Below are 25,837 nucleotides of genomic sequence, written 5' to 3' on the forward strand. Positions count from 1 at the left end.
GCCCGCGGACGTCAGGCGGAGGTGTCCCGGGTCAGCCCGAGACGGGTGCGCAGCGGCACCCGCTCGTCGGCGGCCACCGCGGACGCGCCGTCCGTGACCGTCTCGTACACGGCGAGGATGTCCGCGCCGACCGTCGACCAGTCGAAGCGCCGCACGTGCGCGGAGCCGCGCGCGCTGAGCTCCGCCCGGCGCGCCGGGTCGCGCAGCAGGGCCACGGCGGCCGCGGCGAGCGCGCCCGCGTCCTCGTTCGCGAACAGCTCGCCGGCCGCGCCCTGGTCGAGGACCTGGGCGAAGGCGTCCAGGTCGGAGGCGAGGACGGCGGCGCCCGCCGACAGGGCCTCGACGAGGATGATGCCGAAGCTCTCGCCGCCGGTGTTGGGCGCGACGTACACGTCGACGCTGCGCAGCAGGCGGGCCTTGTCCTCGTCCGAGACCATGCCGAGGAACTCGACGCGGGAGCGGAGGTCCGGCGGCAGCGAGGCGACGGCCTCCTCCTCGTCCCCGCGGCCGGCCACGAGCAGCCGGACGCCGGGGCACTGCCGGGCGATCTCCGGGAAGGCCGCCATCAGGACGGGCAGCCCCTTGCGGGGCTCGTCGATGCGGCCGATGAACCCGAGGGTCTGCCCGCCCCACTCGGCCTTGGGCTCGGCGGAGGCGAAGAAGTCGACGTCCACGCCGTTCGGGATGACCACGGCGTCGCCGCCGAGGTGCTCCACGAGCGTGCGCCGGGCGTACTCGCTGACCGCGATCCGCGCGCTGATCTTCTCCAGCGCGGGCTGGAGGATCGGGTAGGCGGCGATCATCGCCCGGGACCGGGGGTTGGAGGTGTGGAAGGTGGCCACGATCGGCCCCTGGGCGGCCCAGCAGGCCAGCAGGCCCAGGGAGGGCGAGGCCGGCTCGTGGATGTGGATGACGTCGAAGACGCCCTCGTGCAGCCAGCGCCGCACCCGTGCGGCGGACAGGAACCCGAAGTTCAGCCGGGCCACCGACCCGTTGTAGGGCACCGGCACGGCCCGCCCGGCCGAGACGGCGTACGGCGGCAGCGGCGTGTCGTCGTCCGCGGGGGCCAGGACGGACACCTCGTGGCCGAGGCGGATCAGGTGCTCCGCGAGGTCCCGGATGTGGAACTGGACGCCGCCGGGCACGTCCCACGCGTACGGGCAGACGATGCCGATCTTCACGCGGAGCGCTCCTCCAGGTCGTCCAGCCACAGCCGCTGGAGCATGTGCCAGTCCTCCGGATGGTCGGCGATGCCCTCCGCGAAGGCGTCGGCCACCGCCTGCGTCATCGCGGCCGTCCTCTGCACGCGGTCGCCGGAGGCGGGCACCTCGACCTCGGGGTGGATCCGGATGTGCATCTGCGGGCTCTCGCCGTAGTGCAGGGTCGCGGGCAGCAGGGCGGCGCCCGTCTGCTGGGCGAGCAGGGCCGGCCCGGCCGGCATCCGCGCCGTCGCGCCGAAGAACTCCACCTCGACGCCGGACGCGGACAGGTCGCGGTCGGCGACGAGGCAGACCAGCCCGCCGGAGCGCAGCCGGCGCGCCAGCACCCCGAACGCGGCCCCGCCGCTGTGCGGCAGGACCTCCATGCCGAGCCCCTCGCGGTAGGCGACGAACCGGTCGTAGAGCGACTCGGGCCGCAGCCGCTCGGCGACGGTGGTGAACGGGATGCCCAGGTGCCCGGTGACCCAGGCCCCGGCCAGGTCCCAGTTGGCCAGGTGCGGCAGGGCGACGACGACCCCGCGGCCGGAGGCCAGGGCCTCGCGCAGGATGTGCTCGTCCTTCGTCACCACGTCGGTGCCGAAGCGCTGCCGGTCCATCGCCGGCAGCCGGAACGACTCCATCCAGTACCGCATGTACGAGCGCATCCCGGCCCGCGACAGCTCGCGCAGCCGCTCCGGCCCGGCCTCCGGCACCACGCGGGCCAGGTTCGACTCCAGACGCAGCACGCTCTTGCCGCGGCGGCGCCAGACCGTGTCCGCGATCCGCCGGCCGAGGGCGGCGGCGGCCGGCTCGGGCAGCTTCTTCACGCCGGCCCAGCCGAGCCCGTACAGGCCGTCGACGAACCGCTCCCGGTAGCCCCCCATCAGGCGGCGCCCGGCTCGGAGGCGGCGGCCGCGTCGGCCTCGGCCGCCTCGCGGCGCACGGTGACGACCCGCTGCACCAGGGTGACCAGCGAGCCCGCGGCGACCGCCCACAGCGCGACGGGCAGCAGGACGCCCAGCCACGAGGGCGCCCCGAACACCTGGAGCCCCGACAGGCCGGCGGCCACCAGCGTCAGCACCAGGCGCTCGGCCCGCTCGACGAGGCCGTTGACGGCCACGGGCAGCCCGATGGACTCGCCGCGGGCCTTGGTGTACGACACGACCTGGCCGCTGGCCAGGCAGAAGATCGCCACCGCGCAGAGCACGTTGTCGCCGCCGGAGCCGGCGTACCAGAGCGCGAGGCCGCCGAAGATCGCCGCGTCGGCCACCCGGTCCAGGGTGGAGTCCAGGAAGGCCCCCCACCGGCTGGACACCCCGGCCTGGCGGGCCATGTTCCCGTCGACGAGGTCGGAGAACACGAACAGCGTGATGGTGATCGTTCCCCAGAAGAACTCGCCGCGGGGGAAGAAGACCAGTGCGCCGGCCACGACTCCGGCGGTGCCGATCAGCGTGACCGCGTCCGGGCTCACCCCCCGCCGGAGCAGAAAAGCGGCGAATGGCGTGAGAACACGCGTGAAGAACGCACGCGCGTACTTGTTCAGCATGGCCTTCCCAGAGGGTCGCTGGGCCGCACGGCCCCTACGGCCACCGGCTGGCCCATCGTAGCCAGCGCCCCGGGGCCGCACGCCCGCGCACCCGCGGTTCACCCCGGGCAATCGGCCCGCAACCGGCCGTCTGCGCCGGAGCCGCCCCCCGGACCCGTGCGGGGTACTCCGTATGGACGCGGTGTGGCACCGGTGCAAAGCTCGGAGGAGCCCCGATCACCCTCGTCACCGTCCCACCGGGAGGCACGAGCACCATGGGAGCCACATCACACCAAGCCGGAGCCGCCGGCAGGGCACCGACGGCCGACCACCCCTCCTCCGTACGGAACGTGGTGCTGGTCGGCCACACCGGAGCCGGGAAGACCACGCTGGTCGAAGCACTCGCCCTGACCGCCGGAGCCGTCACCAGGGCCGGCCGCGTCGAGGACGGCTCCACCGTCTCCGACCACGACGAGATCGAGCACCGCCAGCAGCGGTCCGTCCAGCTCTCCCTCGTCCCCGTCGAATGGGCCGGGACCAAGGTCAACCTCCTGGACACCCCCGGGTACGCCGACTTCGTCGGGGAGCTTCGGGCGGGCCTGCGCGCCGCCGACGCGGCCCTCTTCGTCGTCTCCTCCTCCGACGGCATCGACGGCGCCACCCGCATGGTCTGGGAGGAGTGCCAGGCCGTCGGCATGCCCCGCGCCATCGTCGTCACCCATCTGGAGGCGGCCCGCGCCGACCACGCGCAGATGGCCGCCGTGTGCGCGGACGCCTTCGGCGGCGACGACCCCGACGCCGTCGTCCCCCTCCACCTGCCCCTGTACGGCCCCGCCGGCCCGGACGGCCACGCCCCTGTCACCGGACTCCTCGACCTGCTCACCCAGCGCGTCCACGACTACTCCTCCGGCGGGCGCGCCGAGCGCGACCCCGAGCCGGAGGAGCTCGCGCAGATCGCCGGGGCCCGCTCCCGCCTCATCGAGGCAGTCATCGCCGAGAGCGAGGACGAGACCCTCATGGACCGCTACCTCGGCGGCGAGGACATCGACCTGAAATCGCTCGTCGCCGACCTGGAGCGGGCCGTCGCCCGCGGCACCTTCCACCCCGTCCTCATGGCGGCGCCCGCCGCCGACGGCGCCCGCCAGGGGCTCGGCACCGTCGAACTGCTGGAGCTGGTCACCCGCGGCTTCCCCACCCCCCTCGAACGGGACCCGGTACCCGTCACCGCCCCCGACGGCGCCGACCGCCCCGCCGTCGCCTGCGACCCCGACGGCCCCCTCGTCGCCGAGGTCGTCAAGACCTCCTCCGACCCCTACGTCGGCCGCATCTCCCTCGTCCGCGTCTTCTCCGGCACCCTGCTGCCCGAGCAGACCGTCCACGTCAGCGGCCACGGCCTCACCGACCGCGGCCACGAGGACCACGACGTCGACGAGCGCACCGGCGCCCTCTCCTGCCCCTTCGGCAAACAGCAGCGCCCCGTCACCCGCGCCGTCGCCGGCGACCTCGCCTGCGTGGCCAAGCTCACCCGCGCCGAGACCGGGGACACCCTCTCCGCCAAGGACCGGCCGCTGCTGATGGAGCCCTGGCAGATGCCCGACCCGCTGCTCCCCCTCGCCGTCCAGGCCCACAGCAAGGCCGACGAGGACAAGCTCTCCCAGGGCCTGGCGCGCCTCGCCGCCGAGGACCCCACCATGCGGCTGGAGCAGAACCCCGACACCCACCAGGTGGTCCTGTGGTGCCTCGGCGAGGCCCACCAGGACGTCGCCCTCGAACGCCTGCGCACCCGGTACGGCGTCCAGGTCGACCCCGTCCCCCACAGGGTCAGCCTCCGCGAGACCTTCGGCGCCCCCGCCTCCGGCCGGGGCCGGCACGTCAAGCAGTCCGGCGGCCACGGCCAGTTCGCGATCTGCGAGATCGAGGTGGAGCCCCTCCCGCCCGGCAGCGGCATCGAGTTCGTCGACAAGGTCGTCGGCGGCGCCGTCCCCCGCCAGTTCATCCCGTCCGTCGAGAAGGGCGTGCGCGCCCAGGCCGCGCGCGGCCTCGCGGCCGGCTACCCGCTGGTCGACGTCCGCGTCACCCTCCTCGACGGCAAGGCCCACTCGGTGGACTCCTCCGACGCCGCCTTCCAGACCGCGGGCGCGCTGGCGCTCCGCGAGGCCGCCGCCTCGTCGGCCATCCACCTCCTGGAGCCGGTCGCGGAACTCGCGGTCCTCGTCCCCGACGACTACGTCGGCCCCGTCATGAGCGACCTCGCGGGCCGCCGCGGCCGCGTCGTGGGCACCGAGCAGTCCGGATCGGGGCGCACCCTGGTCCGCGCGGAGATCCCCGAGATCGAGATCAGCCGGTACGCCGTCGAGCTCCGCTCCGTCTCCCACGGCACCGGCCGCTTCTCCCGCTCCTACGCCCGCCACGAGCCGATGCCCCCGAACATCGCCGAGAAGGTGCGCGAACGCCTCGAGAAGGGAAGTCCTCTGACGTAGCGCCAGGAAGCCGCCCGTACGGCCCGGTTGCCGCGGGCGGCTTTCCCCCTTCCGCGACCGCGGGAGCGGATACGCCGATAGGCTCGTCCGGGCGGTACGCGAGCACGACGCACAGCGATGGGGGTTGGGGGCAGCGGTGGCGGACGACGGATTCGACTTCAGGCCGGGGGCGCAGGTACCCCTCCAGGGCGGCGGGGGCCAGACCGCGGCGACGCACGCGCTGGCCTCGGCGGCCTACCGCGACGGCGGGAAGGACACCAAGCTCTCCTCCATACTCGGCGCCGACAACGAGTACCACTCCTCCACCGTCAAGCCGCCGAAGATCTCCCTGTTCGAGCCCAACCTCGGCGAGGCCTTCTGCCGCGCCGTCGAGGCCCGCACCGTCCCCGCCGGCCGCAAGCCGCTCATCCAGTCCTTCGGCGCCGACCCGCAGACCGTCGTCGAGCACTGCCTGGCCGCCTCGCACATCCGCAAGCAGCGCGACCGCAAGCTCCGGCTGATCATGCTGGTCGCCGGGGTGCTGTTCCTGCCGGGCCTGCTGCTGTGGCTCGCCCTGTTCCAGCTGCGCAGGACCCTGACCGGCAACGAGAAGTACGCCTCCTGGATGAGCACGCTCCTGCTCGTCGGCGTCGCCGTCGTCGTCGCCGTGATGATGTTCCGGCTCCCGTTCGACGGCTTCCTCGGCCTCTACCTGCGCGGCATGGTCATCGCCCCGGCGGTCGGCTGGTTCCTCGCCCGCCGCATCTGCGAGTCCACCGCCGCCGACCTGCGCTCCCGGTGGGACGGCCTCCTGTCGGGCGGCGGCGTCGGCGCGAAGATCCCCGAGGCGGTCCCCGGGAACCCGGACGAGAAGGCCCGCGAGGACCTGCGCCTCTCCCTGGCCAGGCTGACCGCCGAGAACCGCAGCAACTCCGTCTTCTACGCCGGCCCCAAGGGCATCCTCGGCATGGGCACCCGCTGGGGCAGCTGGCAGCTCGCCGAGGAGCTCGCCCCCAAGCCCGGCACCGCGGAGATCCACCCCTTCCGCAGCTGGGACGTCATACGCGCGATCGACAGCGAGCTGCGCAAGCTGGAGCGCGGCCCCCTGCACACCGGCGGCCTCCCGCCGGCGAGCATCCAGCACTGGATCGTCACCCCCGTCGGCGAGGGCGCCGGCGAGGTGGCCCGGCCGTCCGGCGCGGACGTCGACACGTTCCTCGTCAAACCGCACGAGGTCACCCGCATCTGCAACGAGCAGCAGTTCAGCGGCGGCAACCGGCACTACCTCGGCATCCAGTACCCGCTGTGGGACGGCCAACTCGTGATCACGATGCTGGTCACGGTGACGGTCCTCTACAAGACCCTCCGCGTCGAGGTCACCGGGCATGCCCTCGGCCCTGTCCACGGCCTGTTCACGACCAAGTCGGCGGCCCCCAAGGTCGAGGTCCCCAAGTCCGTCCGCTTCTGGGAGACGGTCGAGCGCCCGCTGCCGCTGGTCGACGCGGCGGAGGTGGTGCGGCTCGCGGTCCGCGCCCCGCTCACCTGGTACCCGCCGCTGCTGGAGTTCTTCGGCGGCAAGCTCGTCCTGCCCGAGCCGTTCGGCGTCCGGCACGTCTGGGCGGGGCAGCCCTGGCGCCACCGCTTCATGGCCGACGACGCCCTGCGCGCGGCGACCCCCGTCCTGCGGGCGGTGCACGCCGCCGCGATGCGCGTCCTCGACGAGAACGGCGTCGACATCGACCGCTTCACCAACCGCTCGCTCATCGTCAGCGGCCTCGTCCAGGACGCCGCACCGCGCAAGGCGGACGTGTACGACGCGTGAGGAGCGCGCAAACGGGGCGGGAGGCGGCTGCCGCCTCCCGCCCCGCGGCGTGTCCTACTCGCCCGGCCAGGAGTCCGCGAGCATCTGCCGGGTGTCGGCCAGGAGCTGCGGCAGCACCTTCGTGTGCCCGACGACCGGCATGAAGTTCGTGTCCCCGCCCCACCGCGGCACGATGTGCTGGTGCAGGTGGGCGGCGATCCCGGCGCCCGCCGCCGCGCCCTGGTTCATGCCGATGTTGAAACCGTGCGCCCCGGACGCCTTGCGCAGCGCCACCATGGCCCGCTTGGTCAGGTCGGCCAGCTCGGCCGTCTCGTCGGCGTCCAGCTCGGTGTAGTCGGCGACGTGCCGGTAGGGCACCACCATCAGGTGGCCGCCGTTGTACGGGTACAGGTTCAGCACCGCGTAGACGTGCTTGCCGCGGGCCACGACCAGCCCGTCCGCGTCCGACATCGCCGGGATCCCGCAGAAGGGGCAGCCGTCCCCGGCCGCGGGGCCGGTGGGCTTGTTCTCACCCTGGATGTACGCCATCCGGTGCGGGGTCCACAGACGCTGGAAGGCGTCCTGCGTACCCACGCCGTTCTGCTGCTCCGGCTCAGTCGTCATGCCATGCAGCATATGACCTTGCCGCCGGGCGGCGTGTCGCCGGGGCGGAGATCCCCCGGCGTGCGGCCATCCTGACCGGATGAGACACCGCACGCCGAAAGCCACGGTGCCCCCGGACCCCCGGCTGGAACGCTGGGAGGCCGGGGCGGAGCTGCCGCTGCTCGCAGCCTCCCTGGTCTTCCTCGCGGGCTACGCGCTGCACGTCCTGGTGCCGGAGGGCAACCGGTTCGTCCGCGAGACGGGTCTGGTCGCCGTGGGCGTCACCTGGCTGATGTTCCTCGTGGACTATGCCGTGCGCTACCGGCTCAGCCGGCAGCGGCCGATCCGCTTCGTCCGCACCCACTGGCTGGACACCGTCGTGCTCGTGCTGCCGCTGCTGCGCCCCCTGCGGGTGGTGAAGGTGTACACCGCGATCCGGCGCCGCGGCAGCCGCGCCCGCCTCGGCCTGCATGCGCGCGTGATCACGTACGCCGGACTGTCCGCGCTGCTGCTCGGCTTCGCCGGGGCGCTGAACGTGTACCAGGCGGAGCGCCACGCACCGGACGCGACGATCAGGACCTTCGGGGACTCGGTGTGGTGGGTGGCCGCCACCCTCACCACGGTCGGGTACGGGGACGTCGTCCCGGTGACGGTCCGGGGCCGCACCGTGGCGGTGGGGATGATGATCGGCGGTCTGGCCCTGCTGGGCGCGGTGACCGGCTCGTTCTCCTCATGGCTGCTGTCGGTCTTCGCCCAGGAGGGCGACGACGAAGCCCCCGGGGAGTGATCACTTCCCGGGGGCTCCCTCCCCGCTCGCGGCGGGGAGCAGGTCACACCTGGACGCGGCGCTCCACCACGTCGACGAGCTTGGCAAGGGCAGCGTCGCGCGGGACACCGTTCTCCTGCGAGCCGTCGCGGTAGCGGAAGGAGACCGTGCCCGCGGCCATGTCCTCGTCACCGACGATGATCATGAACGGGACCTTCTGCTTCTGCCAGGTCCGGATCTTCTTCTGCATGCGGTCGGAGGAGGCGTCCACCTCGACCCGCAGGCCCTTCTTCCTCGCCTCGGCGGCGAAGTCCTTCAGGTAGTCCACGTGCGCGTCGCCGATCGGGATGCCGACGGCCTGGACCGGGGCGAGCCACGGCGGCATGGCGCCGGCGTAGTGCTCCAGCAGGACGGCGAAGAACCGCTCGATGCTGCCGAACAGCGCACGGTGGATCATGACCGGCCGCTGGCGTGAGCCGTCCCCGGCGGTGTACTCCAGGTCGAAGCGCTCGGGCAGGTTGAAGTCGAGCTGTACGGTCGACATCTGCCAGGTGCGGCCGATGGCGTCACGGCACTGGACGGAGATCTTCGGGCCGTAGAAGGCGGCGCCGCCCGGGTCCGGGACCAGCGGCAGGCCCTGCTTCTCGGCGACCTGCTGAAGGGTGGCCGTGGCCTCCTCCCAGACCTCGTCCGAGCCGACGAACTTCTCCGGGTCCTTGGTGGACAGCTCCAGGTAGAAGTCGGTCAGGCCGTAGTCGCGGAGCAGGTTCAGGACGAAGGTGAGGGTGCGGTCCAGCTCCTCCGCCATCTGCTCGCGGGTGCAGTAGATGTGCGCGTCGTCCTGGGTGAAGCCGCGGGCGCGGGTCAGGCCGTGGACCACGCCGGACTTCTCGTACCGGTAGACGGTGCCGAACTCGAAGAGCCGCAGGGGCAGTTCCCTGTACGAGCGCCCGCGCGCGTCGAAGATCAGGTTGTGCATGGGGCAGTTCATCGGCTTGAGGTAGTAGTCGGTACCGCCGTCGAGCTGCATGGGGGGGTACATGCCCTCCGCGTACCAGTCCAGGTGGCCGCTCTTCTCGAAGAGGGCTCCCTTGGTGGCGTGCGGCGAGTAGACGAACTCGTAGCCCTCCTCCTCGTGCCGCTTGCGGCTGTAGTCCTCCATGACCCGGCGGATGATGCCGCCCTTGGGGTGGAAGACGGCGAGGCCGGAGCCGATCTCGTCCGGGATGGAGAACAGGTCCAGCTCGGTGCCGAGGCGGCGGTGGTCGCGCTTCTCGGCCTCGGCGAGGAAGTCGAGGTGGGCCTTCAGCTCGTCCTTCGACGGCCAGGCGGTGCCGTAGATGCGCTGGAGCATCGGGTTCTTCTCGCTGCCGCGCCAGTAGGCGGCCGCGTTCCGCATCAGCTTGAACGCTGGGATGCTGCGGGTGCTCGGCAGGTGGGGGCCTCGGCAGAGGTCCCGCCAGCACAGCTCGCCGGTCTTGGCGTCGAGGTTGTCGTAGATGGTCAGCTCGCCGGCGCCCACCTCGACGTTCGCGCCGTCGTCGGTGGAGGCCGCGCCCTTGATGCCGATGAGCTCCAGCTTGTACGGCTCGTCGGCGAGCTCCTCGCGGGCGGCCTCGTCGGTCACGACGCGGCGGGAGAACTTCTGCCCCCGCTTCTGGATCTCCTGCATCTTCTTCTCGATGGCCTTGAGGTCCTCGGGGGTGAAGGGCCTCGCGACGTCGAAGTCGTAGTAGAAGCCGTCCCGGACCGGCGGGCCGATGCCCAGCTTCGCCTCGGGGAAGAGCTCCTGCACGGCCTGGGCCATGACGTGCGCGGTGGAGTGGCGCAGGATGTCGAGGCCGTCCGGGGAAGAGATCTCCACGGGCTCGACGGTCTCGCCGTCCTGGACGGCGTAGGAGAGGTCCTTCAGCTCGCCCGCGACGCGTGCGGCGATGACGGTGCGGTCGTCGGCGAAGAGGTCGGCGGCCGTAGTGCCCGTGGCCACCACGCGCTCGTCCCGCTCGGAATCGCGTTGGATGATCACACGGACGTCTGACACGGTCTCTCCTGACTCTGGTGGCGCCTCCCGGCGGTCGGCCCGGGGAGGCGTGCGGCGGTGGACGCCGCGCGTGTGAATCGTACCGAGCGGAGCGGGTCCGCCGCGAAGCGGTTGCCGCCGCCCGCTGCTCCGGCGGCCCGCGCCGCGGATAGCGTGGGCCCATGACGACGACATGGCCGGTGCGGCCGCTGGACCTGGCCGATGAGGAGGTCGCCGCCGCCGTCCACCGGATCGGGCGGGCGGCGTACGAGGTGGAGGCGGAGCTGATCGGCTTCGACGGCATCCCCGCTCTGCACGAGAGCCTCGCCAAGATGCGCACCAGGCCCCTCCAGTGGCGGGGCGCCGTCGGTGCGGACGGGGAGATCGCCGGCTTCGTCGCCTGGGAGCGGGAGGCGGACGGCTCGGTGTGCGTGGACCGGCTGTGCGTGGACCCGGCCCGCTTCCGCCTCGGCATCGCCTCGCTGCTGCTGCGGCACCTGCTGGGGGAGCTCCCGCCCGGGGTGCCGGTCACGGTCACTACGGGCGCGGCGAACGCGCCGGCGGTCGCCCTGTACGAGCGGCTGGGCTTCGTCCGGGGTGCGGACTTCTCCCCCGCGCCGGGCCTGGCGATGGCGTCGTTCGCGCTGGCCCCGCGCCGGTCCTAGGGCCTGTATGGAGTTGCCCCGCGGCGTCGCGACGCCCGGCACGCACCCTCGGCGCACGGGCCGAATGCCCTAGTAGCTCCGCTACGAGGACATTCGTCCCGCACACCGAGGGTACGCACCGAACGCCGCTCCTTGCTCCACGGGGCAACTCCATACAGGCCCTAGAGGGGCTGGTCGTCGGCGGGCAGGAAGTCCGACGGGTCGTCCAGGGTCTTCATCAGGCGGTCGCGCTGCACCTCGTCCAGGGGGACGGGCGCCACATCCTCGGCGTCGGTCAGCCGGCGGAAGCCGCCGCGCCGCTGGAGGCGGCCGGTGAGCCGGATCGGGACGCCGGCGAGGTGGGCGCGGCCTGCGACCCGGTAGGCGTCCTCGCCGAGGGAGACGCGGGCGTACGCGATCTCCGCGCCGGACAGCACCCGCAGCCGTACGGTGCCCCCGCCGCTGGGGGCGGACCGGCGCATCCGGACGACCGTTCCGGAGAGCCGCACGGGGACGGCCGGCTCGGCCCGGGTATAGCGGGCGGCGGCCTCGCGGAGCGCGGGCAGGTCCCCGGGCGAGAACTCGACCGGCTCCGGGCGGGCCGCGCACCCGGGGGGCGGCCCGGCGGCCGGCGCCCAGGCCAGCGCGATCCGGGCGCCCTCGGAGCCGCGGACGAGGGCGATGAGCGCGTCGGCGAGCTCCCGGCTGACGCCGGCGGGGACCGCGGCGTCGAAGGCCTCCATGCGGCCGGTGGCGCGCCGGTAGTCGACGGCCTCCCGGGCGGCGTGCAGGGCGTGGTGCAGCCGGGCCACCGGGCCGCGGCCGCCGGCGACGGGCACGTACGCGCTCAGCGCCCGCCCGTCGGCGGCAGGGCCGACGAGGACCCCGTCGAGGGCGCGTTCGGCGCGGGCGCGGTGCCGGGCCCCGTGGTAGCCGACGCGGGCCCGGTCGGCGAGGGCCCCGGCGAGGAGGAGCCGGCGTGCGGCCGAGCGGAGCTGTTCCTGCACGCTCCAGGCGGCCTCGCCGGGAAGCCCGTACGCCCCCGAGGGCCCCTGGGGGACCCGGCGTTCCCAGCGGACCTCGTCGCTGGGGACGCCGAGGCCGTACAGCACCTCGCGGGCGGCGGGCAGGGCGCTGCGGGCGAGCGCGGCGAGGGCCTCTTCGAGGAGGTCGGTGCAGTCGGGGAAGGCGCGGCTCTCCGGGACGAGGATGCTGGCCGGGGCGGTGCCCGGGCCGGCCGCGGGCGGGGTCCAGCGGCCGAAGCGCCCGGCGGCTCCGCCGCGGCGCTGCCAGCCGTGCCGGCGCAGCAGCGCGCCGAGGACGGCGGGGTCGACGCGGGCGGGGTCGGGCGCCGGGTCCGCGGGGTCGCCGGGGCCGGGGACGCCGGGGCGGGCCGGGCGGGCGGCGTACGCGGGCGGCGCAGGCGGCAGCGGCGGGGGCGGTTGGCGGCGGTCGCGGTCCGGCGGATTGCGGTGCATCAGGGTGTCCCTCCCGACCCGACCCGGGTCATGATCTCGCACAGGGCCCGGTCGTCGAAGATCCGCGCGGTGGGGATCCGGACGGTGGTGCGCCGGCGGCCGGTCACGGGGTGCCCGGCGAGGTTGGTCCAGTAGCAGCAGTGGCGCAGGTCGAGCCGGTCGTGCCCGGCGGCGAGCCACTGGTCGCGCTCCCGCGGGACGAGCATCACGACGAGGATCTTGTGGACGGCGACGGGGGTGCGGGCGAGCTTGACGAGGTGTTCGTTGTCGAGGGTGAAGCCGAAGGTGGGCCCGGCCGGGGCGGGCGCGACCTGGTAGGTGGCCTTCAGCTGGACTTTGATGGTGACCTCGTCGTCGACGGTGTGCTCGGGCGCGCCGTGGTTAACCTGCCAGTCGATGCCGTTGTCGGGGAACGGCTGGGAGAGCGAGCAGCCGGCGGCCGCCGCGACGGCGTGCAGGTATCCCACCTGGAGGGTCTCCATGCAGGCGGTGGTGGCGAGCGTGCCGCGCAGCGGGGCCGGGCGCGCGCTGTCCTGCGCGCCGGTCTGCCCCGGCAGCACCCCGCCCGGTTCGGGTCGGGTGAGTGCCATGGCCGGCTCCCCCTGCCTCGCGGGCAATGCCGGGTAGTTGCGGACGGGGTGACGGCCGTTCATGTGTGCGGCCCCCCGGGGAAGTTGTCTCCGTACCGGACCGGCCGCAAACGGCGTACGGCGCAAACGGGCCGGGTATCACGGAATCGGGCGAGGGGGGCGGCGGCGCGGTGCGCCCCATCCGCCGATCGGGAACGAGGAGTTCGCCATGACGCGCTGGTACGAGGGGCCGCTGGCCGCATTCGACACGGAGACGACCGGAGTGGACGTGGAGCGGGACCGGATCGTGTCCGCCGCTCTCGTCGTGCAGGAGTGTGCGGGCGGCCGGGTCCGCCAGACCCGCTGGCTGGTCAATCCCGGCATCCCGGTGCCGCGGGAGGCGACGGAGGTGCACGGTCTGACGGACGACCACCTCCAGCACCACGGGCGGTGGCCGGCGCCGGTGATGGAGGAGATAGCCCGGGCGCTGGCGGAGCAGCAGGTGGCGGGCCGGCCGGTGGTGGTGATGAACGCGCCGTTCGACCTGACCCTGCTGGACCGGGAGTTGCGGCGGCACCGGGCGTCGTCGCTGGCGCGGTACCTGGACAACCGGCCGCTGACGGTGCTCGACCCGCGGGTGCTGGACAAGCACCTGGACCGGTACCGCAAGGGCCGGCGGACGCTGGCGGACCTGTGTGCGCACTACGGGATAGAGCTGGAGGGGGCGCACGACGCGGCGGCGGACGCGCTGGCGTCGCTGGAGGTGGTGCGGGCGGTCGGCCGCCGGTTCGCGGGCCGGCTGGAGCGGCTGAGTCCGGCGGAGCTGCACACGCTGCAGGCGGTCTGGTACGCGGCGCAGGCGCGCGGGCTGCAGGCGTGGTTCCAGCGGCAGGGGACGCCGGAGGTGGTGGACCCGCACTGGCCGCTGCGGCCGGAGGTGTCGACGGCGGCGTGAAGCCCGCTGCGCGGCAGGGACGTTGCCGCCGGCAGAGTCCGGAATGCGGAAGGCCGGTCCGTCGTCTGACGGACCGGCCTGTCCCGGCGGTGGGCGATACTGGGATCGAACCAGTGACCCCTTCGGTGTGAACGAAGTGCTCTCCCGCTGAGCTAATCGCCCGGGAACGCACTGAACAATACAAGAGGCACGGGCCCGGGTTCAAACCGCTTCCGGCGGGCCGGCCAGGAGGCGGGCGAGACCCCGCCGTCCGGCGCGCATCATCAGGGCGTGGTTGAGGTGCAGCAGGGGCCGGGCGGGCCCGGAGAGCCGGCGCAGCAGCGGGCGGCGGACCTCGACCTCCTGCTCGTACAGGGCCCGCGTCCCGGTGGTGCCGCGGGGGCGGACGGTCCAGCGGGCCCAGCCCTCCATGTCGCCGCCGAGGGCCGCTTCGAGGATGCCGCCGCGGGGGTCGCTCACGAGTTCGGCGGTGGTGACGCGGAGCGTGTACGGCAGCGCGGAGCGGATGTACGCGGTGCCGGTGTGCCCGCCGGTGCGCTCGGCCCGGCGGACCTGGGGCCACCAGCGGGGGTAGTCCTCCGCGCGGGCGAGGACGGCGTAGACGCGGTCGGGCGGGGCGTCGAGATCCCAGGCGGTGCGGAAGCGGAACCGGTGTACCGACGGCAGGCGGCGGGGGTCGGGGGTGCGGTCTGCGCGGGCGGTGCGGCGGGGGCCCATGCGACCAGTGTCGGTACTCAGGGCGGATCTGAGTAGGGGGCCCCATGTTCCCGGCCGGTGGCGGGCGCCACACTGCGGGGCATGGACACACCCCTCCCGCCGGCCCAGGAGCTGGCGCTCATCGACCGCGAGCTGGCGCATCTGGATGCGCGCCGCGGCTATCTGCTGGCCCGCCGGGAGTGGCTGCTGCGGTCGGCGGCGCCCGCCGGGTGGGCGGCTCCGGCCGGATGGGGTGCCGCGGCGGCCCCGGTGCCGGGGGCGGGGCGCGGCCCCGAGGCGTCGGCTCCGGGCGCGCAGAACGTGCTGCTGACGCTGGGTGCGGTGCTGCTGGCGGTGGCGGCGCTGGCGTTCACGCTGGTGAGCTGGGGCTCGCTGGGCATCGGCGGGCGGGCCGCCGTCCTGGCTGCGGTGACGGCGGGGGCGCTGGCCGCGCCGGCGCTGCTGGTGCGGCGCGGGCTGCGGTCGACGGCCGAGTCGGTGGCGGCGGTGGGTCTGCTGCTGACGGTGCTGGACGCGTACGCGCTGTACGCGGTCGCGTTCACGGGGGCGGACGGGACGGCGTACGCGGCGGGGGCCGCGGCGGTGCTGGCCGCGCTGTGGGCGGCGTACGGGGCGGTGCTCCCCCGGCTCGCGGTGCCCGCTCCGGCCGCGGTGCTCGCGGTGCAGCTGCCGCTGCCGCTGGCGGCGCTCGCGGCGGAGGCGGGCCCGGTGGCGTTCGGGTGGGCGCTGCTGGCGACGGCGGCCCTGGACGGCGCCCTCGCGGCGGTCCCGGCGTGCGCGGGGTGGCTGCGGGCGCGGGCCGCGTGGACGGCCGCGGCGGTGTGGGTGCCGGCGGGCCTGCTCGGTGCGGGTGCCCTGCTGGCGGCGGCGGTGCGGCTGGCCGCGGCCGGGAGCGCGGGGGCTGCCGCGGGTCCGGCGCTGCTGGCGGCGGGGTGCGCGGTGCTGGGTGTGGCGGTGGCCTGGCGGTTCCCGTCGGCCGCGGTGGCGGCGTCGGCGGGCGGGCTGGCCGCGGTGGCGGCGCTGGCCGGACCGGTGCTGCCGGAGGTGTCCGGGGGCTGGGCGGCGGTCGCGGTGCTGGCGGCTGCGCTGCCGCTGCTGGGGGCGGCCGCGGCCGGCGGGGTGCCGGGGTCGGTGCGGCGCGGCCTGGGTGCGGCGGGTGCCGCGGTGGCCTCCCTCGTTGCGCTGTGGGGGCTGGCGGCGGCCGGCCGGGCCGTGGCGGGGCGGCTCTCGGTGGTGCGCGAGGCGTGGGAGGCGACGGCCCCGGCCGATGCGCACGGTCCCGGCGCCGCGGCCGTGGTGGCACTGCTGCTGGCGGGCGGCGCGGCCTGGTGGGCGCGGCGGATGCCGTCCCTCCGGCTGGCGGCGCGCCCGCAGCGGCCGGCCGGTCCGGCTCCCGCGGCCACCCCGGCGGCGGGGCCCGCGGCGGCGGGCGCGGCCGCGGTGGTGTGCGGCTGGGCCGCGCTGTTCGCGGCGCCGCTGGGGTACGGGCTGCCGGTCGCGGCGGTGCTCGGCGCCCAGCTGGCGGTGACGGCGGCGTCCGCGCTCCTCGCGGTGCGCCCGGCCGCGGCCGCGGCGGACGGCCCGGCGCGGGCTGCTGCGGCGCTCTGCGCGGCGGCCGGTGCGGTGGCGGTGTCCCTGGCGGCCCTGGACGGGCGGGCGGCGACCTTCGCGGTCCTGGGCGCCGTCGGCGCGGGCAGCGCGGCCGTGGCGGCCCGGCGTACCGCTCCGGCGGCCGTGCGGGCGGGCGGGGCGGTGCTCGCCGTGGCGGCGGCCGCCGGCCTGGTGGCGGCCGCCGGCGCGCTGGCCGGGCTGTCGGCGCCCCGCTGGTCGCTGCCGCTGCTCGCGGTGCCGGCCGCGGTGGCGGCCGCGGGCCCGCGCCTGGGCCGCGTACGGGTGCCCGCCGAGGCGGCGGCCGCGGCGGCCGGTGTGGTGGCGGTGCTGCTCCCGGCCGGCCGGCCCGCGCTGTGGTCGGCGGCGTGCGCGCTCGCCGGGGTGGTGTGCGCGGGAGCCGCGGTACGGTCCGAGCGGCGCCGGCTCGGGTGGGCCGCGGCGGTGCTCGGCGTGGCCGCGGCCTGGCTGCGGCTGTGGGAGTCGGGGGTGGCGGCGGTGGAGGCGTACACGCTGCCGGTGACGGCGGCCGCGCTCGCGGTGGGCTTCGTACGCCGCCGCCGGGACCCGCTGGCCTCCTCCTGGACGGCGTACGGGCCGGGCCTGGCCGCGACGCTGCTGCCGAGCCTGGCCGCGGTGTGGGGGGACGGGCACTGGCTGCGGCCGCTGCTGCTCGGCGCGGGGGCGCTGGCGGTGACCCTGGCGGGCGCCCGCCGGCGGCTCCAGGCGCCGCTGCTGCTGGGCGGGGCCTGCCTGGCGGCCGTCGCGGTGCACGAGCTGGCCCCGTACGTGGTGCAGGTGGCCGGGCTGCTGCCGCGCTGGGTGCTCCCGGCGCTGGCGGGGCTGCTGCTCCTGGCGGTCGGGGCGACGTACGAGAAGCGGCTGCGCGACGCGCGGCGCCTGCGGGAGGCGCTGGGCCGGCTGGTCTGAGGGCGGGCCCCGGCGGAAACGCCGAGGGCCCGGAGACGGTTTCACGTCTCCGGGCCCTCGGTCCGGGTGGGCGATACTGGGTTCGAACCAGTGACCCCTTCGGTGTGAACGAAGTGCTCTCCCACTGAGCTAATCGCCCGGGCACACCGCAAACATTACCGCATGTCAGCGGCGCCCCGGACCATCACTGGTCCTTGAGGTCCCAGGGCAGTGTGAGCCCGTACTCCCACAGGTAGAAGCCGATCAGCGCGCCCGCGATCACGAGACCGGTGCCGGTCAGGATCAGGTTGCGGCGGCGGACCTTCGGGTCGAGCGCCTTCTGGGCGGCCTCGGTGACCTTGCGCTTCGTCCAGCGCAGGACGAGCTGCGCCCAGGCGAACTCGGTCGCCCAGATCGCCAGGCCGGCGAAGATCGCGACCCACCCGGGGCCGGGCAGGACGAGCATCGCCGCGCCTGCGCCGATCACGGCGAGGCCCACGATGAAGACGCCGACCTGCCAGCTCAGGTGCAGGGTGCGGCGCCTCTTGATGAATTCCGGCGCCCTCGAAACGTGCGGCGCTTCCTGTTCGGTCTCTCCGGCGCTGGTGCCGGCGGCCCCGCCGGCGACGTGCCCGGCGGTCTCCTGGGCGTTGGACGCCCCGGCCTCGCGGTGACTCCCCGTGTTCATGGGCTCGAATCTACCGGAGCCGGAAGCACACGTGAACGGAGGTTTGGATCCGCCGTCCGAGGGACCCAGAGGGCCGCAAAACGGTCAGAGGGGTTTACAACGGCACCGTAGGTGGCATGTCGATTTCGCCGACGTGCGAATCCCCGAGCGCACACTGAGCGAAAGGCCCTGGCGCTTATGAACACCACGGTCAGCTGCGAGCTGCACCTGCGCCTCGTTGTGTCGAGCGAGTCCTCACTGCCTGTTCCCGCGGGCCTGCGGTATGACACGGCCGACCCCTACGCCGTGCACGCCACCTTCCACACCGGCGCCGAGGAGACGGTCGAGTGGGTGTTCGCCCGCGACCTGCTCGCGGAGGGCCTGCACCGGCCCACCGGAACCGGGGACGTCCGTGTCTGGCCGTCCCGCAGCCACGGTCAGGGCGTCGTCTGCATCGCCCTGAGCTCACCGGAGGGAGAAGCTTTGCTCGAGGCGCCCGCCCGGGCACTCGAGTCATTCCTCAAGCGGACGGACGCCGCGGTCCCGCCCGGGACCGAGCACCGGCACTTCGACCTCGACAAGGAGCTCTCACACATCCTGGCCGAGAGCTGAGCCGGCCCCACGGGGAAGAAACTCCCGGCTGAGGCCGGGGGCCGCTCGGCACCGTCCGACTCGGGGCGACGGTGCGGGCCGGCTGGAGAACCACATACGGCAGTGCCGGCGCTGTTCCCGCGGAAGCCGTCCGCGGGAGCGGCGCCGGTGTGCTTGTTCGCGCCGGAGGCACCTCCCGGCCGGGGCGCCGGGCGGCTAGAGTCGGCCCCCGGCGGCGACACCGGCCCGTCGCAGCAGGCCCGGCCACAGGGAGCGAGTTCCGTGCAGATCCCCCACGACACCCGTCGAGCGCTCGACGTCGTCGTCGCTCTGGTGAACACGGCCGCCGAGGCGGACCAGCCCGACGGCCTCGCGGACCTGGGCTCGCTGCGCGCCTTCGTCCGGGAGTACGACATCAGCGACGTCGGCGAGCTCGGCGTGCGGGACCTGGCGGGCGTGCGGACGGTCCGGGGCAAGTTCGCGCAGGTCTTCGCCGCGCCGACCGCCCGCGCCGCGGCCTCGCTGATCAACGAGCTGGTGGCGACGGCGGGAACCACGCCGCAGCTCACCGACCACGACGGCTACGACTGGCACGTGCACTACTTCGCCCCCGGCGCCTCCCTGGGAGACCACCTGGCCGCCGACGGCGGGATGGCGCTCGCGTTCATCGTCGTCGCGGGCGAGGAGGAGCGGCTGCGCCGCTGCGAGGCGCCGGACTGCCGGCGGGCCTTCGTGGACCTCTCCCGCAACCGCTCCCGGCGCTACTGCGACAGCCGGACCTGCGGGAACCGGCTGCACGTGGCGGCGTACCGGGCGCGGCGCAAGGAGGCCGACGCGGGGCCGGCGGGCCGCTCAGAGCAGGAACAGGTCGTGCACGCCGGCCAGCAGCAGCAGGGTGCCGACCACCGCTAGGAAGATCATCAGCGGGGGCTGCGAGAGCGCGAAGAGGCAGCCGCGCTGCTCCTCGGCGGCGTGAGCGGGGGCCGTGGCGGGCGTCCGGGCCGGTGCGGCCGGCGCCCCGTGCGGTGTGTCCGGCATGTCGGGGCGATGATGGCCCACACACGGTGCGGGGCCGGCCCCAACACGCCTGTGCGGCGGCCGCGTTCACCCCTTCCGGTCACCGGCGCGGCAATGCGGGGGCGGGCGGCGGGGCGCCGGCTCAGATGCCGTGCTTCTTCAGGATGGCCTCGATGTCGGAGAAGTCCTCCTCGGGAGCGGCCGCCCGGCCCGGTGCGGCCGGCGGGCGGCTCCCCCGGCCGACCTGGGGCGCCGCCGCGGCGGGGGCGACGGCCTGCGGGCCGGAGGCCTCGGCGGCCTTGCGCGCCTTGCCCGCGCCGCGCCGCTCGACGGCCCTGGTGGCCGCCAGCAGCAGCCAGGACAGGCCCAGCAGGCCGAAGCCGACCCAGACGGCGGGCTGGAAGACGATTCCCGCCGCCCACTCGACGACGCCGGTCAGCACCAGGCCCGCGGGGACCAGGGCGTACGCGGCGATCCTGGTGGCCGTGAGGTAGCGCCTGCGGAACGCGGTCACCGCGGCGATGCCCAGGCCCGCCGCGGCCAGCGCGGAACATACGGTCTCGGCGAGCATGCGGTCCTCCAGGGCGGCTGTCGGGGCCCTCTTCGTTCCCCGCTCCCTCCATCCTGCACCGCCGGCCGCCGGAGCGGCCACGATCCCCGGGGCTCCGGCGCCGATCTCCGGGACATCTCCGGGTCGGTCTCCTCCGCCGGGGGTGCGCGGGCCGGGCGCGGCCGGGCGGCTGGGAGACTGTCGGCATGACCGATTCCGTGATCCTCGACGTCTGGTGCGAACTCCAGTGCCCGGACTGCCACAGCGCCCTGGACGACGTACGGGCCCTGCGCGCCCGCTACGGCGACCGGCTGGACATCCGGCTGCGCCACTTCCCCCTGGAGAAGCACAAGCACGCCTTCGCCGCCGCGCAGGCCGCCGAGGAGGCGGCCGTGCAGGGGCAGGGCTGGCCGTACGCGGAGGCGGTACTGGCCCGGACCGCCGAGCTCGCCGAGCGCGGCGAGGCGGTCCTGCTGGACGTGGCGCGCGAACTCGGCCTGGATGCCGAGGAGTTCGACACGGCTCTGATCGACGGCCGGCACATCCTGATCGTGGACGCCGACCAGGCCGAGGGCAAGGCGATCGGGGTGTCCGGCACCCCGACGTACGTGATCGGCGGCGAGCGCCTCGACGGCGGCAAGAGCCAGGAGGGGCTGCGGGCCCGCATCGAGGAGATCGCGGACCGGCTGCTGGCCGAAGGCGCGTAGCCGGGGCCGGTTCGGCGGCTCAGAGCAGGTCCTTGCCGTAGGTGAACCGGACCGGGCGGTAGCCCAGCGACTCGTAGAGCCGCAGGGCGGGCGTGTTCCCTGCGAAGACCTGGAGGCCGAGCGTGCGGTGGCCGCGGGCGAGCGCGGCCCGTTCGGCCAGGAGCATCAGGGAGCGGCCGTGCCCGCGCCCGCGGTGCGCCTCTGCGACCGCGACGTCGTAGACGTACGCGCCGGATGCGGAGGGCCCGGTCCAGACGTGTCCGACCGGTTCCCCGGCCGCCTCCAGCACGAGGAGGTCGTTGCCGGGCGTGTCGCCTCCCTGCGGCAGCTGTCGGTCGTGGTCGTCCTCGGCCTTCCGCCGCGCCGCCGCGGCGGGCATGCCCCGGCTAGCCATGTCCTCGGCGTAGCCGTCGACGGCGGCGGGCAGCCACCGCGCGTACTCCTGCGCGGTCATCGGCCGGCCCGCGGTCCCGGCGGGCAGGGCGGGCGGGGCGTCGGGGAGCTCCTTGGCCATGGCGCGGCTGTACTCGGTGTAGCCGAGGGAGGCGGCCATGCGCAGGCCGCCCGGGGAGTCGGCGGGCACGGACGCCTGGACGCGCCGGCAGCCCCAGCCGCGCAGGACCTCCTCGGCGGCGAGCGCGCCGACGGTGGCGCGCCCGCGCCTCCGGTCGGGCTCGTCGACGGCGAGGTCGCGGATCTCGCCGACGGCCGGCCCGAAGGCGCTGTCGCAGGCGAGGAGCAGGGCGCCGACGCGCCGGCTGTTGACCCGGATCTCGTACGGGCGCGAGCGGGCGCCGGCGGCGCCCTCCTGGAGCGGCCCGCTCGGCCGCAGCGTGGTGGTCATCAGGGATGTGTACCCGCCGCGGGGCCCCGTACGACAGCGAATTCGGAGGCCGGCGCCCTCGGGCGCGGCCGGCCTACGGGTCGAGGTCGTCCGCGGCGCGCTCCTCGAAGATCCGCGCGGCGCGGGCCGTGACCGGTCCGGGGGCGGCGGGGGCGGTGCGGCCGTCGATGCGGTGGACGGCCTGGACGTCGCGCAGGGTGGAGGTGAGGAAGACCTCCTCGGCCTGCTCCAGGGCGGCGAAGGGGAGGTCGGCCTCCTTGGCGCCCACCCACTCGGCGACGAGGGCGCGGGTGATGCCGGCGAGGCAGCCGGAGGAGACGGGCGGGGTGTAGAGCTCGCCGTCGAGGACGACGAACACGTTGGATCCGGTGCCCTCGCACAGCTGGCCGACGGTGTTGGCGAAGAGGGCCTCGGAGGCGCCGGCCTTGTTCGCGGCGGCGAGGGCGACGACGTTCTCGGCGTACGAGGTGGTCTTGAGGCCGGCCACTGCGGAGCGCTCGTTGCGCACCCAGGGGACGGTGATCACGGCGGTGGTGTCGGGCCGCCGGGTGGCGGCGCCGAGGGCGACGAGGAGCGTGGGGCCGCTGTCCCCGCGGTCGGAGCCGAGGGGGGAGATGCCGCCGGTGTAGGTGATGCGCAGGCGGCCCAGGGGGACGGGGCTGTCGTCGAGGACGGCCGCGCAGGCGCGGCGCACCTCGTCCAGGTCAGGCTCGGGCAGTCCGAGGCCGCGGGCGGAGCGGGCGAGCCGCTCCAGGTGGCGGGTGAGTGCGAAGGCCTTCCCGCGCTCCGCCTTCACCGTCTCGAACACGCCGTCGCCGACCGTCAGCCCGTGGTCGAACACGGACACGTGCGCGTGGTCGGCGTCCCGCAGTGCGCCGTCGAGCCAGATCCTCACCGTACGATCCCTCCGCTCACCCGGGGGCACCTGTCACCGCCCGGGAGCCCGACGCTACCTCCAGCAGGCGGGCGGCCTTCAGCTCGGTCTCGGCCCATTCGCGCTCGGGGTCGGATCCCCAGGTGATGCCGGCGCCGGTGCCGAAGAGGAGGCGGGCGCCGCCGGGGGCCCGGCGGTCGATCCAGAAGGTCCGGATGCCGACGGCGAGCTCGGCGAGGCCGCGATCGGCGTCCACCCAGCCGATGCCGCCGCAGTAGGGGCCGCGCGGGGCCGTCTCCAGCGCCTCGATGATCCGCAGCGCCGAGGACTTGGGGGCGCCCGTGACCGAGCCGGGCGGGAAGGTCGCGGCGAGCAGTTCGGGCCAGCCGGCGCCTTCGGCGAGTTCCCCGCTGACGGTGGAGACGAGGTGGACGAGGCCGGGGTGCTCCTCGACGGCGCACAGTTCGGGGACGGCGACGGAGCCGGTGGCGCAGACGCGGCCGAGGTCGTTGCGGACCAGGTCCACGATCATCACGTTCTCGGCGTGGTCCTTGGGGAGGAGGTCGGCGGCGGTGCGGCCGGTGCCCTTGATGGGCCCGGACTCGACGTGGCGGCCGGAGCGGCGCAGGTAGAGCTCCGGGGAGGCGGTGGCGATCTCCACTCCGTGCGCCGGCAGGCGGATCGTTCCTGCATAGGGGGCCGGGTTGCCGCGGGCCAGCAGTGCGGTCAGGGCGTCGACGTCGGCGCGGTCGGGGTCGGGCAGCGGTGCGGACATGACGCGGCACAGGTTGGCCTGGTAGACCTCGCCGGCGGCGATGTGCTCGCGGATGCGGCGGACGCCCGCCGTGTAGGCCGCGCGGTCCAGGGAGGAGGACCACCGGTCGGCGGCGGGGCCGCGCCAGGCTCCGGGGACGGGCTCCGGGACGGGGTCGGGGCGTATGTCCCCGAAGCGCGCGCAGACCAGGCGCCCCTCGAAGTCGGCGGCCACCGCCCAGAAGCCGGAGGAGTCCAGGGCCGCGGGGTCGCTGGTGACGTCGCGGAGGTCGGTCGCGAGGAGGCCGCCGAAGCGGGCCAGGGGAAGCAGGTCGTGCACGGCTGCGAGTCTAGGCCCGGTGGCCGAAAGGCGCCGGGGAGGTGACCGGCGGGTGACCGGTGGTGATCGGGCGGCAGCACGCTGCGGAAACGCGTTTTTGAGCTGGCCCGGGAATCCGCTAGAGTTCAACACGTCGCCAGGGAGCGAAGGGGGAAACCCCGGAGCGAACAGGGTGACGGTGCGGACGTAGCTCAGTTGGTAGAGCACCACCTTGCCAAGGTGGATGTCGCGAGTTCGAGTCTCGTCGTCCGCTCTGAGTGGGGGATCTTCCCGAGATACCCTGCAACTCCGAGGTGGAGTGGCCGAGAGGCGAGGCAACGGCCTGCAAAGCCGTCTACACGGGTTCAAATCCCGTCTCCACCTCCAAGGACGATTAGCTCAGCGGGAGAGCGCTTCCCTGACACGGAAGAGGTCACTGGTTCAATCCCAGTATCGTCCACAGGATCTTCGGATCCCCCGCGCGATTAGCTCAGCGGGAGAGCGCTTCCCTGACACGGAAGAGGTCACTGGTTCAATCCCAGTATCGCGCACGCAGTACCTGCAACACCGTTTCACCTGCGGCTGCACAGCCGTGGCCCGCGCGATTAGCTCAGCGGGAGAGCGCTTCCCTGACACGGAAGAGGTCACTGGTTCAATCCCAGTATCGCGCACCGACCGGAAGCCCCGGCCGTCTCGACGGCCGGGGCTTCCGCGTGTGCGGCCGGGGGATCAGGACGAGAACAGCATGCGCCCGAAGCCCTTGCGGTGGTGCCCGGGGTGGCCGTGGTGCCCGTGGTGCGGGGCGCCCCAGGCCGGAGCGGCGTGCGGCGCCGCATGCGGGGCCGGGTACGGCGCCGGGGGCGCGGCCGGCGGCGGGACCTGCCCGTACTGGCCGGCGGTGTACTGCGACTCCAGCCGGGTCAGCGCCTCCAGCTCCCCGTAGTCGAGGAAGATGCCGCGGCAGCCGCTGCACTGCTCGATCTGGACGCCGTTGCGGTTGTAGGTGTGCATCATCGCGTGGCACTTCGGGCACTGCATGGCCGGACCAACTCCTCGCCGTCGTGCGTCGGCACCGGGCGCCCGCCCGGTGCAGGGACGCCCTCACCCTACGCCGGACGGGTGCCTGCCAAGTCGGGCGGGAGCGTGCCGATTCGGGCACAGGATTCGACCATGAGCCGCTCCACGTCGTCGAGCCTGCGCCGGTTCTCCGCGGCCTTGGCGAGGGCCAGCGCGGCCGTCTGCACGGTCAGGGCGCGGGCCGCCGTGTCCAGGGCCGGCCACGGGTCGCAGCCGGGGGGCCCCGCGGCCGGGCCGCCCGCGGCCCGGTAGGCCTCCAGGAACCGGCCCCAGGCGCTGCTGCCGAGGACCCCCGCGGCGAACCAGGCGGCGGGCCGGGCCAGGTCCCAGGCGGGCGCCCCCACCCCCAGGTCGTCGACGTCGATCAGCCGCCAGCCTCCGCCCGCGGCGCTCCCCCGCACCAACTGGCCCAGGTGGAGGTCGCCGTGGCACAGGACCCCGCCGCCCGGCGCCGGGGCCTCCCCGCGCGCCCACGCGGGCAGGGTCCGCGCCGCGTCCCAGACGGCCTGGGGGCCCAGGCCGGAGCCGCCCCGGCTGCCGCCCGGGGCGGGCGCGGAGTCCGCGTCCGGGCGGGGGCCGCGGTCCGGGCCGCCCGCGCGGGCCAGCCGGCCCAGGGCCCGCGCCAGCTTCGCCGGGCCCCGCATGGCGGGCAGCGGCCCGGGCAGGGCCGCCAGCGGGACCCGGTGCAGCGCCGCCAGCAGCTCCGCCGCCGCCTCCCACGGAGCGTCCTCCGGGCGCTCGGCGTCGACCGGGTCCCCGTACGGCCACAGCGACACCGGCCGGCCCCGCAGCAGTCCCGCCACCGGCCGCAGCGGCGGGAGCAGCACCCCCGCGAGGGCCCGGTCGGCGGCGATCCGCATCCGTACGGCCAGTTCCTCGGGATCGCTGTCGGCGGCGTGCGCCTTGGCCACGACCTGCCCGCAGCGCACGACCGTGCCGTCCTCGCGCTCGGCGAGGAGCCGGTACGCCGGCTCCGGCTCGCCGGTGGCGTACGCGGCCAGTGCGGCGGGCAGCGGTGCGGCCGGCGCGGGCACCGCGCCCTTCCCGAGGCGCCGGGCGGCATGCTCCTGGTTCATCGCTGCTCCCCGCCTGTGCGTGACTGGGCCACCGGCCCTCGCACAGCAGGTTACGGAACGCCGCGGCGGCAACCGCGGCACGGCGGGAGGGCAAAAGAGCGTGCTGCCC

25 protein-coding genes and 7 tRNA genes are annotated in these 25,837 nt (G+C 75.0%); 14 read left to right on the forward strand and 18 right to left on the reverse strand.

Annotation, left to right across the window (positions count from 1 at the left end; translation table 11 throughout):
* Positions 1-11 precede the first annotated feature (11 nt).
* Genes C0216_RS21035 through pgsA form a run of 3 tightly spaced genes read right to left on the reverse strand, consistent with a single transcriptional unit; the run spans position 12 to position 2,745 of the window.
* Positions 12-1,181 carry a glycosyltransferase family 4 protein gene (locus C0216_RS21035; RefSeq protein WP_114056780.1) on the reverse strand — a complete coding sequence of 390 codons (1,170 nt, stop codon included), beginning with the start codon at positions 1,179-1,181 and terminating at the stop codon, positions 12-14.
* Positions 1,178-2,083, reverse strand: a complete 906-nt coding sequence (locus C0216_RS21040; protein ID WP_114056781.1) for a phosphatidylinositol mannoside acyltransferase — start codon at positions 2,081-2,083, stop codon at positions 1,178-1,180. Before C0216_RS21040 ends, C0216_RS21035 begins: the two co-directional genes overlap by 4 nt.
* Positions 2,083-2,745: a phosphatidylinositol phosphate synthase gene (pgsA, locus tag C0216_RS21045; RefSeq protein WP_114056782.1), complete on the reverse strand. Its 663-nt coding sequence runs from the start codon at positions 2,743-2,745 to the stop codon at positions 2,083-2,085. The genes C0216_RS21040 and pgsA overlap by 1 nt, the downstream gene beginning before the upstream one ends.
* Positions 2,746-2,999: 254 nt before the next feature.
* Between pgsA and C0216_RS21050 the strand changes: the two genes are divergently transcribed.
* Positions 3,000-5,204: an elongation factor G-like protein EF-G2 gene (locus C0216_RS21050; RefSeq protein ID WP_114056783.1), complete on the forward strand. Its 2,205-nt coding sequence runs from the start codon at positions 3,000-3,002 to the stop codon at positions 5,202-5,204.
* A gap of 136 nt (positions 5,205-5,340) precedes the next feature.
* On the forward strand, positions 5,341-7,005 hold the full coding sequence (locus C0216_RS21055; RefSeq protein ID WP_114056784.1) for a hypothetical protein: 1,665 nt from the start codon (positions 5,341-5,343) through the stop codon (positions 7,003-7,005).
* 54 nt (positions 7,006-7,059) lie between these two features.
* Here C0216_RS21055 and C0216_RS21060 read toward each other — a convergent pair whose 3' ends face one another.
* Entirely contained in the window at positions 7,060-7,620 is a 561-nt protein-coding gene (locus tag C0216_RS21060) for an HIT family protein (protein ID WP_114056785.1), read from the reverse strand.
* 67 nt (positions 7,621-7,687) lie between these two features.
* Here C0216_RS21060 and C0216_RS21065 point away from each other — a divergent pair, with 67 nt between their 5' ends.
* Positions 7,688-8,374: a potassium channel family protein gene (locus C0216_RS21065; RefSeq protein WP_114056786.1), complete on the forward strand. Its 687-nt coding sequence runs from the start codon at positions 7,688-7,690 to the stop codon at positions 8,372-8,374.
* A gap of 43 nt (positions 8,375-8,417) precedes the next feature.
* Here C0216_RS21065 and thrS read toward each other — a convergent pair whose 3' ends face one another.
* Positions 8,418-10,394 carry a threonine--tRNA ligase gene (thrS, locus tag C0216_RS21070; RefSeq protein ID WP_114056787.1) on the reverse strand — a complete coding sequence of 659 codons (1,977 nt, stop codon included), beginning with the start codon at positions 10,392-10,394 and terminating at the stop codon, positions 8,418-8,420.
* A gap of 161 nt (positions 10,395-10,555) precedes the next feature.
* On the opposite strand from thrS, the gene C0216_RS21075 reads away from it, so the two are divergent.
* Complete coding sequence (locus C0216_RS21075) at positions 10,556-11,038, forward strand: GNAT family N-acetyltransferase (protein WP_114056788.1); 483 nt, start codon at positions 10,556-10,558, stop codon at positions 11,036-11,038.
* A 161-nt stretch (positions 11,039-11,199) separates the two neighbouring features.
* Here the strand turns inward: C0216_RS21075 and C0216_RS21080 are convergent, their stop codons facing one another.
* The gene (locus tag C0216_RS21080; RefSeq protein WP_246042645.1) at positions 11,200-12,495 is read right to left on the reverse strand and encodes a hypothetical protein; all 1,296 of its coding nucleotides are present in this window, start codon (positions 12,493-12,495) and stop codon (positions 11,200-11,202) included.
* Positions 12,495-13,085: a DUF4365 domain-containing protein gene (locus C0216_RS21085; protein WP_114056789.1), complete on the reverse strand. Its 591-nt coding sequence runs from the start codon at positions 13,083-13,085 to the stop codon at positions 12,495-12,497. The genes C0216_RS21080 and C0216_RS21085 overlap by 1 nt, the downstream gene beginning before the upstream one ends.
* Before the next feature lie 208 nt (positions 13,086-13,293).
* On the opposite strand from C0216_RS21085, the gene C0216_RS21090 reads away from it, so the two are divergent.
* Positions 13,294-14,019 (forward strand): 3'-5' exonuclease, encoded by a 726-nt coding sequence (locus tag C0216_RS21090; RefSeq protein ID WP_114056790.1) that lies wholly within the window; start codon positions 13,294-13,296, stop codon positions 14,017-14,019.
* Positions 14,020-14,109: 90 nt separating this feature from the next.
* Here C0216_RS21090 and C0216_RS21095 read toward each other — a convergent pair.
* Together C0216_RS21095 and C0216_RS21100 are read right to left on the reverse strand one after the other, a co-directional pair.
* Positions 14,110-14,181, reverse strand: a tRNA-Val gene (locus C0216_RS21095).
* A 39-nt stretch (positions 14,182-14,220) separates the two neighbouring features.
* Positions 14,221-14,736 carry an SRPBCC family protein gene (locus C0216_RS21100; RefSeq protein ID WP_114056791.1) on the reverse strand — a complete coding sequence of 172 codons (516 nt, stop codon included), beginning with the start codon at positions 14,734-14,736 and terminating at the stop codon, positions 14,221-14,223.
* 81 nt (positions 14,737-14,817) lie between these two features.
* On the opposite strand from C0216_RS21100, the gene C0216_RS21105 reads away from it, so the two are divergent.
* Positions 14,818-17,274: an SCO7613 C-terminal domain-containing membrane protein gene (locus tag C0216_RS21105; RefSeq protein WP_174250433.1), complete on the forward strand. Its 2,457-nt coding sequence runs from the start codon at positions 14,818-14,820 to the stop codon at positions 17,272-17,274.
* Positions 17,275-17,341: 67 nt separating this feature from the next.
* On the opposite strand, the gene C0216_RS21110 is transcribed toward C0216_RS21105, so the two are convergent.
* Together C0216_RS21110 and C0216_RS21115 are read right to left on the reverse strand one after the other, a co-directional pair.
* Positions 17,342-17,413, reverse strand: a tRNA-Val gene (locus C0216_RS21110).
* Positions 17,414-17,458: 45 nt separating this feature from the next.
* Positions 17,459-17,941 (reverse strand): TIGR02611 family protein, encoded by a 483-nt coding sequence (locus tag C0216_RS21115; RefSeq protein ID WP_114056793.1) that lies wholly within the window; start codon positions 17,939-17,941, stop codon positions 17,459-17,461.
* A gap of 177 nt (positions 17,942-18,118) precedes the next feature.
* On the opposite strand from C0216_RS21115, the gene C0216_RS21120 reads away from it, so the two are divergent.
* Both C0216_RS21120 and C0216_RS21125 read left to right on the forward strand, forming a co-directional pair.
* A complete protein-coding gene (locus C0216_RS21120; RefSeq protein ID WP_030011909.1) occupies positions 18,119-18,532 on the forward strand; it encodes an SsgA family sporulation/cell division regulator in 414 nt (137 codons plus the stop codon).
* A 261-nt stretch (positions 18,533-18,793) separates the two neighbouring features.
* Positions 18,794-19,423, forward strand: coding sequence for a CGNR zinc finger domain-containing protein (locus C0216_RS21125; RefSeq protein ID WP_114056794.1), 630 nt, complete (start codon positions 18,794-18,796; stop codon positions 19,421-19,423).
* On the opposite strand, the gene C0216_RS21130 is transcribed toward C0216_RS21125, so the two are convergent.
* Complete coding sequence (locus C0216_RS21130; protein WP_114056795.1) at positions 19,364-19,549, reverse strand: hypothetical protein; 186 nt, start codon at positions 19,547-19,549, stop codon at positions 19,364-19,366. The genes C0216_RS21125 and C0216_RS21130 overlap by 60 nt on opposite strands.
* 121 nt (positions 19,550-19,670) lie before the next feature.
* Positions 19,671-20,099: a hypothetical protein gene (locus tag C0216_RS21135; protein ID WP_114056796.1), complete on the reverse strand. Its 429-nt coding sequence runs from the start codon at positions 20,097-20,099 to the stop codon at positions 19,671-19,673.
* Positions 20,100-20,284: 185 nt separating this feature from the next.
* Between C0216_RS21135 and C0216_RS21140 the strand changes: the two genes are divergently transcribed.
* Entirely contained in the window at positions 20,285-20,785 is a 501-nt protein-coding gene (locus tag C0216_RS21140) for a DsbA family protein (protein WP_114056797.1), read from the forward strand.
* A 19-nt stretch (positions 20,786-20,804) separates the two neighbouring features.
* On the opposite strand, the gene C0216_RS21145 is transcribed toward C0216_RS21140, so the two are convergent.
* From C0216_RS21145 to C0216_RS21155, 3 genes are all read right to left on the reverse strand, one after another.
* Positions 20,805-21,629 carry a GNAT family N-acetyltransferase gene (locus C0216_RS21145; RefSeq protein ID WP_114056798.1) on the reverse strand — a complete coding sequence of 275 codons (825 nt, stop codon included), beginning with the start codon at positions 21,627-21,629 and terminating at the stop codon, positions 20,805-20,807.
* 73 nt (positions 21,630-21,702) lie between these two features.
* Positions 21,703-22,524: an aminotransferase class IV gene (locus C0216_RS21150; RefSeq protein ID WP_114056799.1), complete on the reverse strand. Its 822-nt coding sequence runs from the start codon at positions 22,522-22,524 to the stop codon at positions 21,703-21,705.
* Positions 22,525-22,540: 16 nt separating this feature from the next.
* A complete protein-coding gene (locus tag C0216_RS21155) occupies positions 22,541-23,596 on the reverse strand; it encodes a chorismate-binding protein (RefSeq protein WP_162793272.1) in 1,056 nt (351 codons plus the stop codon).
* Positions 23,597-23,776: 180 nt separating this feature from the next.
* Here C0216_RS21155 and C0216_RS21160 point away from each other — a divergent pair.
* The 5 genes from C0216_RS21160 (at position 23,777) to C0216_RS21180 (ending at position 24,246) form a co-directional block, all read left to right on the forward strand.
* Positions 23,777-23,849, forward strand: a tRNA-Gly gene (locus C0216_RS21160).
* A gap of 39 nt (positions 23,850-23,888) precedes the next feature.
* Positions 23,889-23,962: transfer RNA gene (locus C0216_RS21165), tRNA-Cys, on the forward strand.
* Position 23,963: 1 nt separating this feature from the next.
* A tRNA-Val gene (locus tag C0216_RS21170) sits at positions 23,964-24,035 on the forward strand.
* A 19-nt stretch (positions 24,036-24,054) separates the two neighbouring features.
* A tRNA-Val gene (locus C0216_RS21175) sits at positions 24,055-24,126 on the forward strand.
* A 48-nt stretch (positions 24,127-24,174) separates the two neighbouring features.
* Positions 24,175-24,246 (forward strand) — tRNA-Val (locus C0216_RS21180).
* A gap of 58 nt (positions 24,247-24,304) precedes the next feature.
* On the opposite strand, the gene C0216_RS21185 is transcribed toward C0216_RS21180, so the two are convergent.
* Both C0216_RS21185 and C0216_RS21190 read right to left on the reverse strand, forming a co-directional pair.
* Positions 24,305-24,613 (reverse strand): zf-TFIIB domain-containing protein, encoded by a 309-nt coding sequence (locus tag C0216_RS21185; RefSeq protein WP_114056801.1) that lies wholly within the window; start codon positions 24,611-24,613, stop codon positions 24,305-24,307.
* Positions 24,614-24,681: 68 nt separating this feature from the next.
* Positions 24,682-25,728, reverse strand: a complete 1,047-nt coding sequence (locus tag C0216_RS21190) for a phosphotransferase family protein (protein WP_114056802.1) — start codon at positions 25,726-25,728, stop codon at positions 24,682-24,684.
* Between the last annotated feature and the right edge of the window lie 109 nt (positions 25,729-25,837).

The sequence above is a fragment of the Streptomyces globosus genome (assembly GCF_003325375.1).
In the GTDB taxonomy this organism is placed as follows: domain Bacteria; phylum Actinomycetota; class Actinomycetes; order Streptomycetales; family Streptomycetaceae; genus Streptomyces; species Streptomyces globosus_A.

Coding starts and splice junctions, on each gene's coding strand:
- C0216_RS21040 (WP_114056781.1), bottom strand. CDS start 2,083: ATGGGGGGCTACCGGGAGCGGTTCGTCGACGGCCTGTACGGGCTCGGC.
- pgsA (WP_114056782.1), bottom strand. CDS start 2,745: ATGCTGAACAAGTACGCGCGTGCGTTCTTCACGCGTGTTCTCACGCCA.
- C0216_RS21050 (WP_114056783.1), top strand. CDS start 3,000: ATGGGAGCCACATCACACCAAGCCGGAGCCGCCGGCAGGGCACCGACG.
- C0216_RS21060 (WP_114056785.1), bottom strand. CDS start 7,620: ATGCTGCATGGCATGACGACTGAGCCGGAGCAGCAGAACGGCGTGGGT.
- C0216_RS21065 (WP_114056786.1), top strand. CDS start 7,688: ATGAGACACCGCACGCCGAAAGCCACGGTGCCCCCGGACCCCCGGCTG.
- C0216_RS21075 (WP_114056788.1), top strand. CDS start 10,556: ATGACGACGACATGGCCGGTGCGGCCGCTGGACCTGGCCGATGAGGAG.
- C0216_RS21080 (WP_246042645.1), bottom strand. CDS start 12,495: ATGCACCGCAATCCGCCGGACCGCGACCGCCGCCAACCGCCCCCGCCG.
- C0216_RS21085 (WP_114056789.1), bottom strand. CDS start 13,085: ATGGCACTCACCCGACCCGAACCGGGCGGGGTGCTGCCGGGGCAGACC.
- C0216_RS21090 (WP_114056790.1), top strand. CDS start 13,294: ATGACGCGCTGGTACGAGGGGCCGCTGGCCGCATTCGACACGGAGACG.
- C0216_RS21100 (WP_114056791.1), bottom strand. CDS start 14,736: ATGGGCCCCCGCCGCACCGCCCGCGCAGACCGCACCCCCGACCCCCGC.
- C0216_RS21105 (WP_174250433.1), top strand. CDS start 14,818: ATGGACACACCCCTCCCGCCGGCCCAGGAGCTGGCGCTCATCGACCGC.
- C0216_RS21115 (WP_114056793.1), bottom strand. CDS start 17,941: ATGAACACGGGGAGTCACCGCGAGGCCGGGGCGTCCAACGCCCAGGAG.
- C0216_RS21120 (WP_030011909.1), top strand. CDS start 18,119: ATGAACACCACGGTCAGCTGCGAGCTGCACCTGCGCCTCGTTGTGTCG.
- C0216_RS21130 (WP_114056795.1), bottom strand. CDS start 19,549: ATGCCGGACACACCGCACGGGGCGCCGGCCGCACCGGCCCGGACGCCC.
- C0216_RS21135 (WP_114056796.1), bottom strand. CDS start 20,099: ATGCTCGCCGAGACCGTATGTTCCGCGCTGGCCGCGGCGGGCCTGGGC.
- C0216_RS21140 (WP_114056797.1), top strand. CDS start 20,285: ATGACCGATTCCGTGATCCTCGACGTCTGGTGCGAACTCCAGTGCCCG.
- C0216_RS21145 (WP_114056798.1), bottom strand. CDS start 21,629: ATGACCACCACGCTGCGGCCGAGCGGGCCGCTCCAGGAGGGCGCCGCC.
- C0216_RS21185 (WP_114056801.1), bottom strand. CDS start 24,613: ATGCAGTGCCCGAAGTGCCACGCGATGATGCACACCTACAACCGCAAC.
- C0216_RS21190 (WP_114056802.1), bottom strand. CDS start 25,728: ATGAACCAGGAGCATGCCGCCCGGCGCCTCGGGAAGGGCGCGGTGCCC.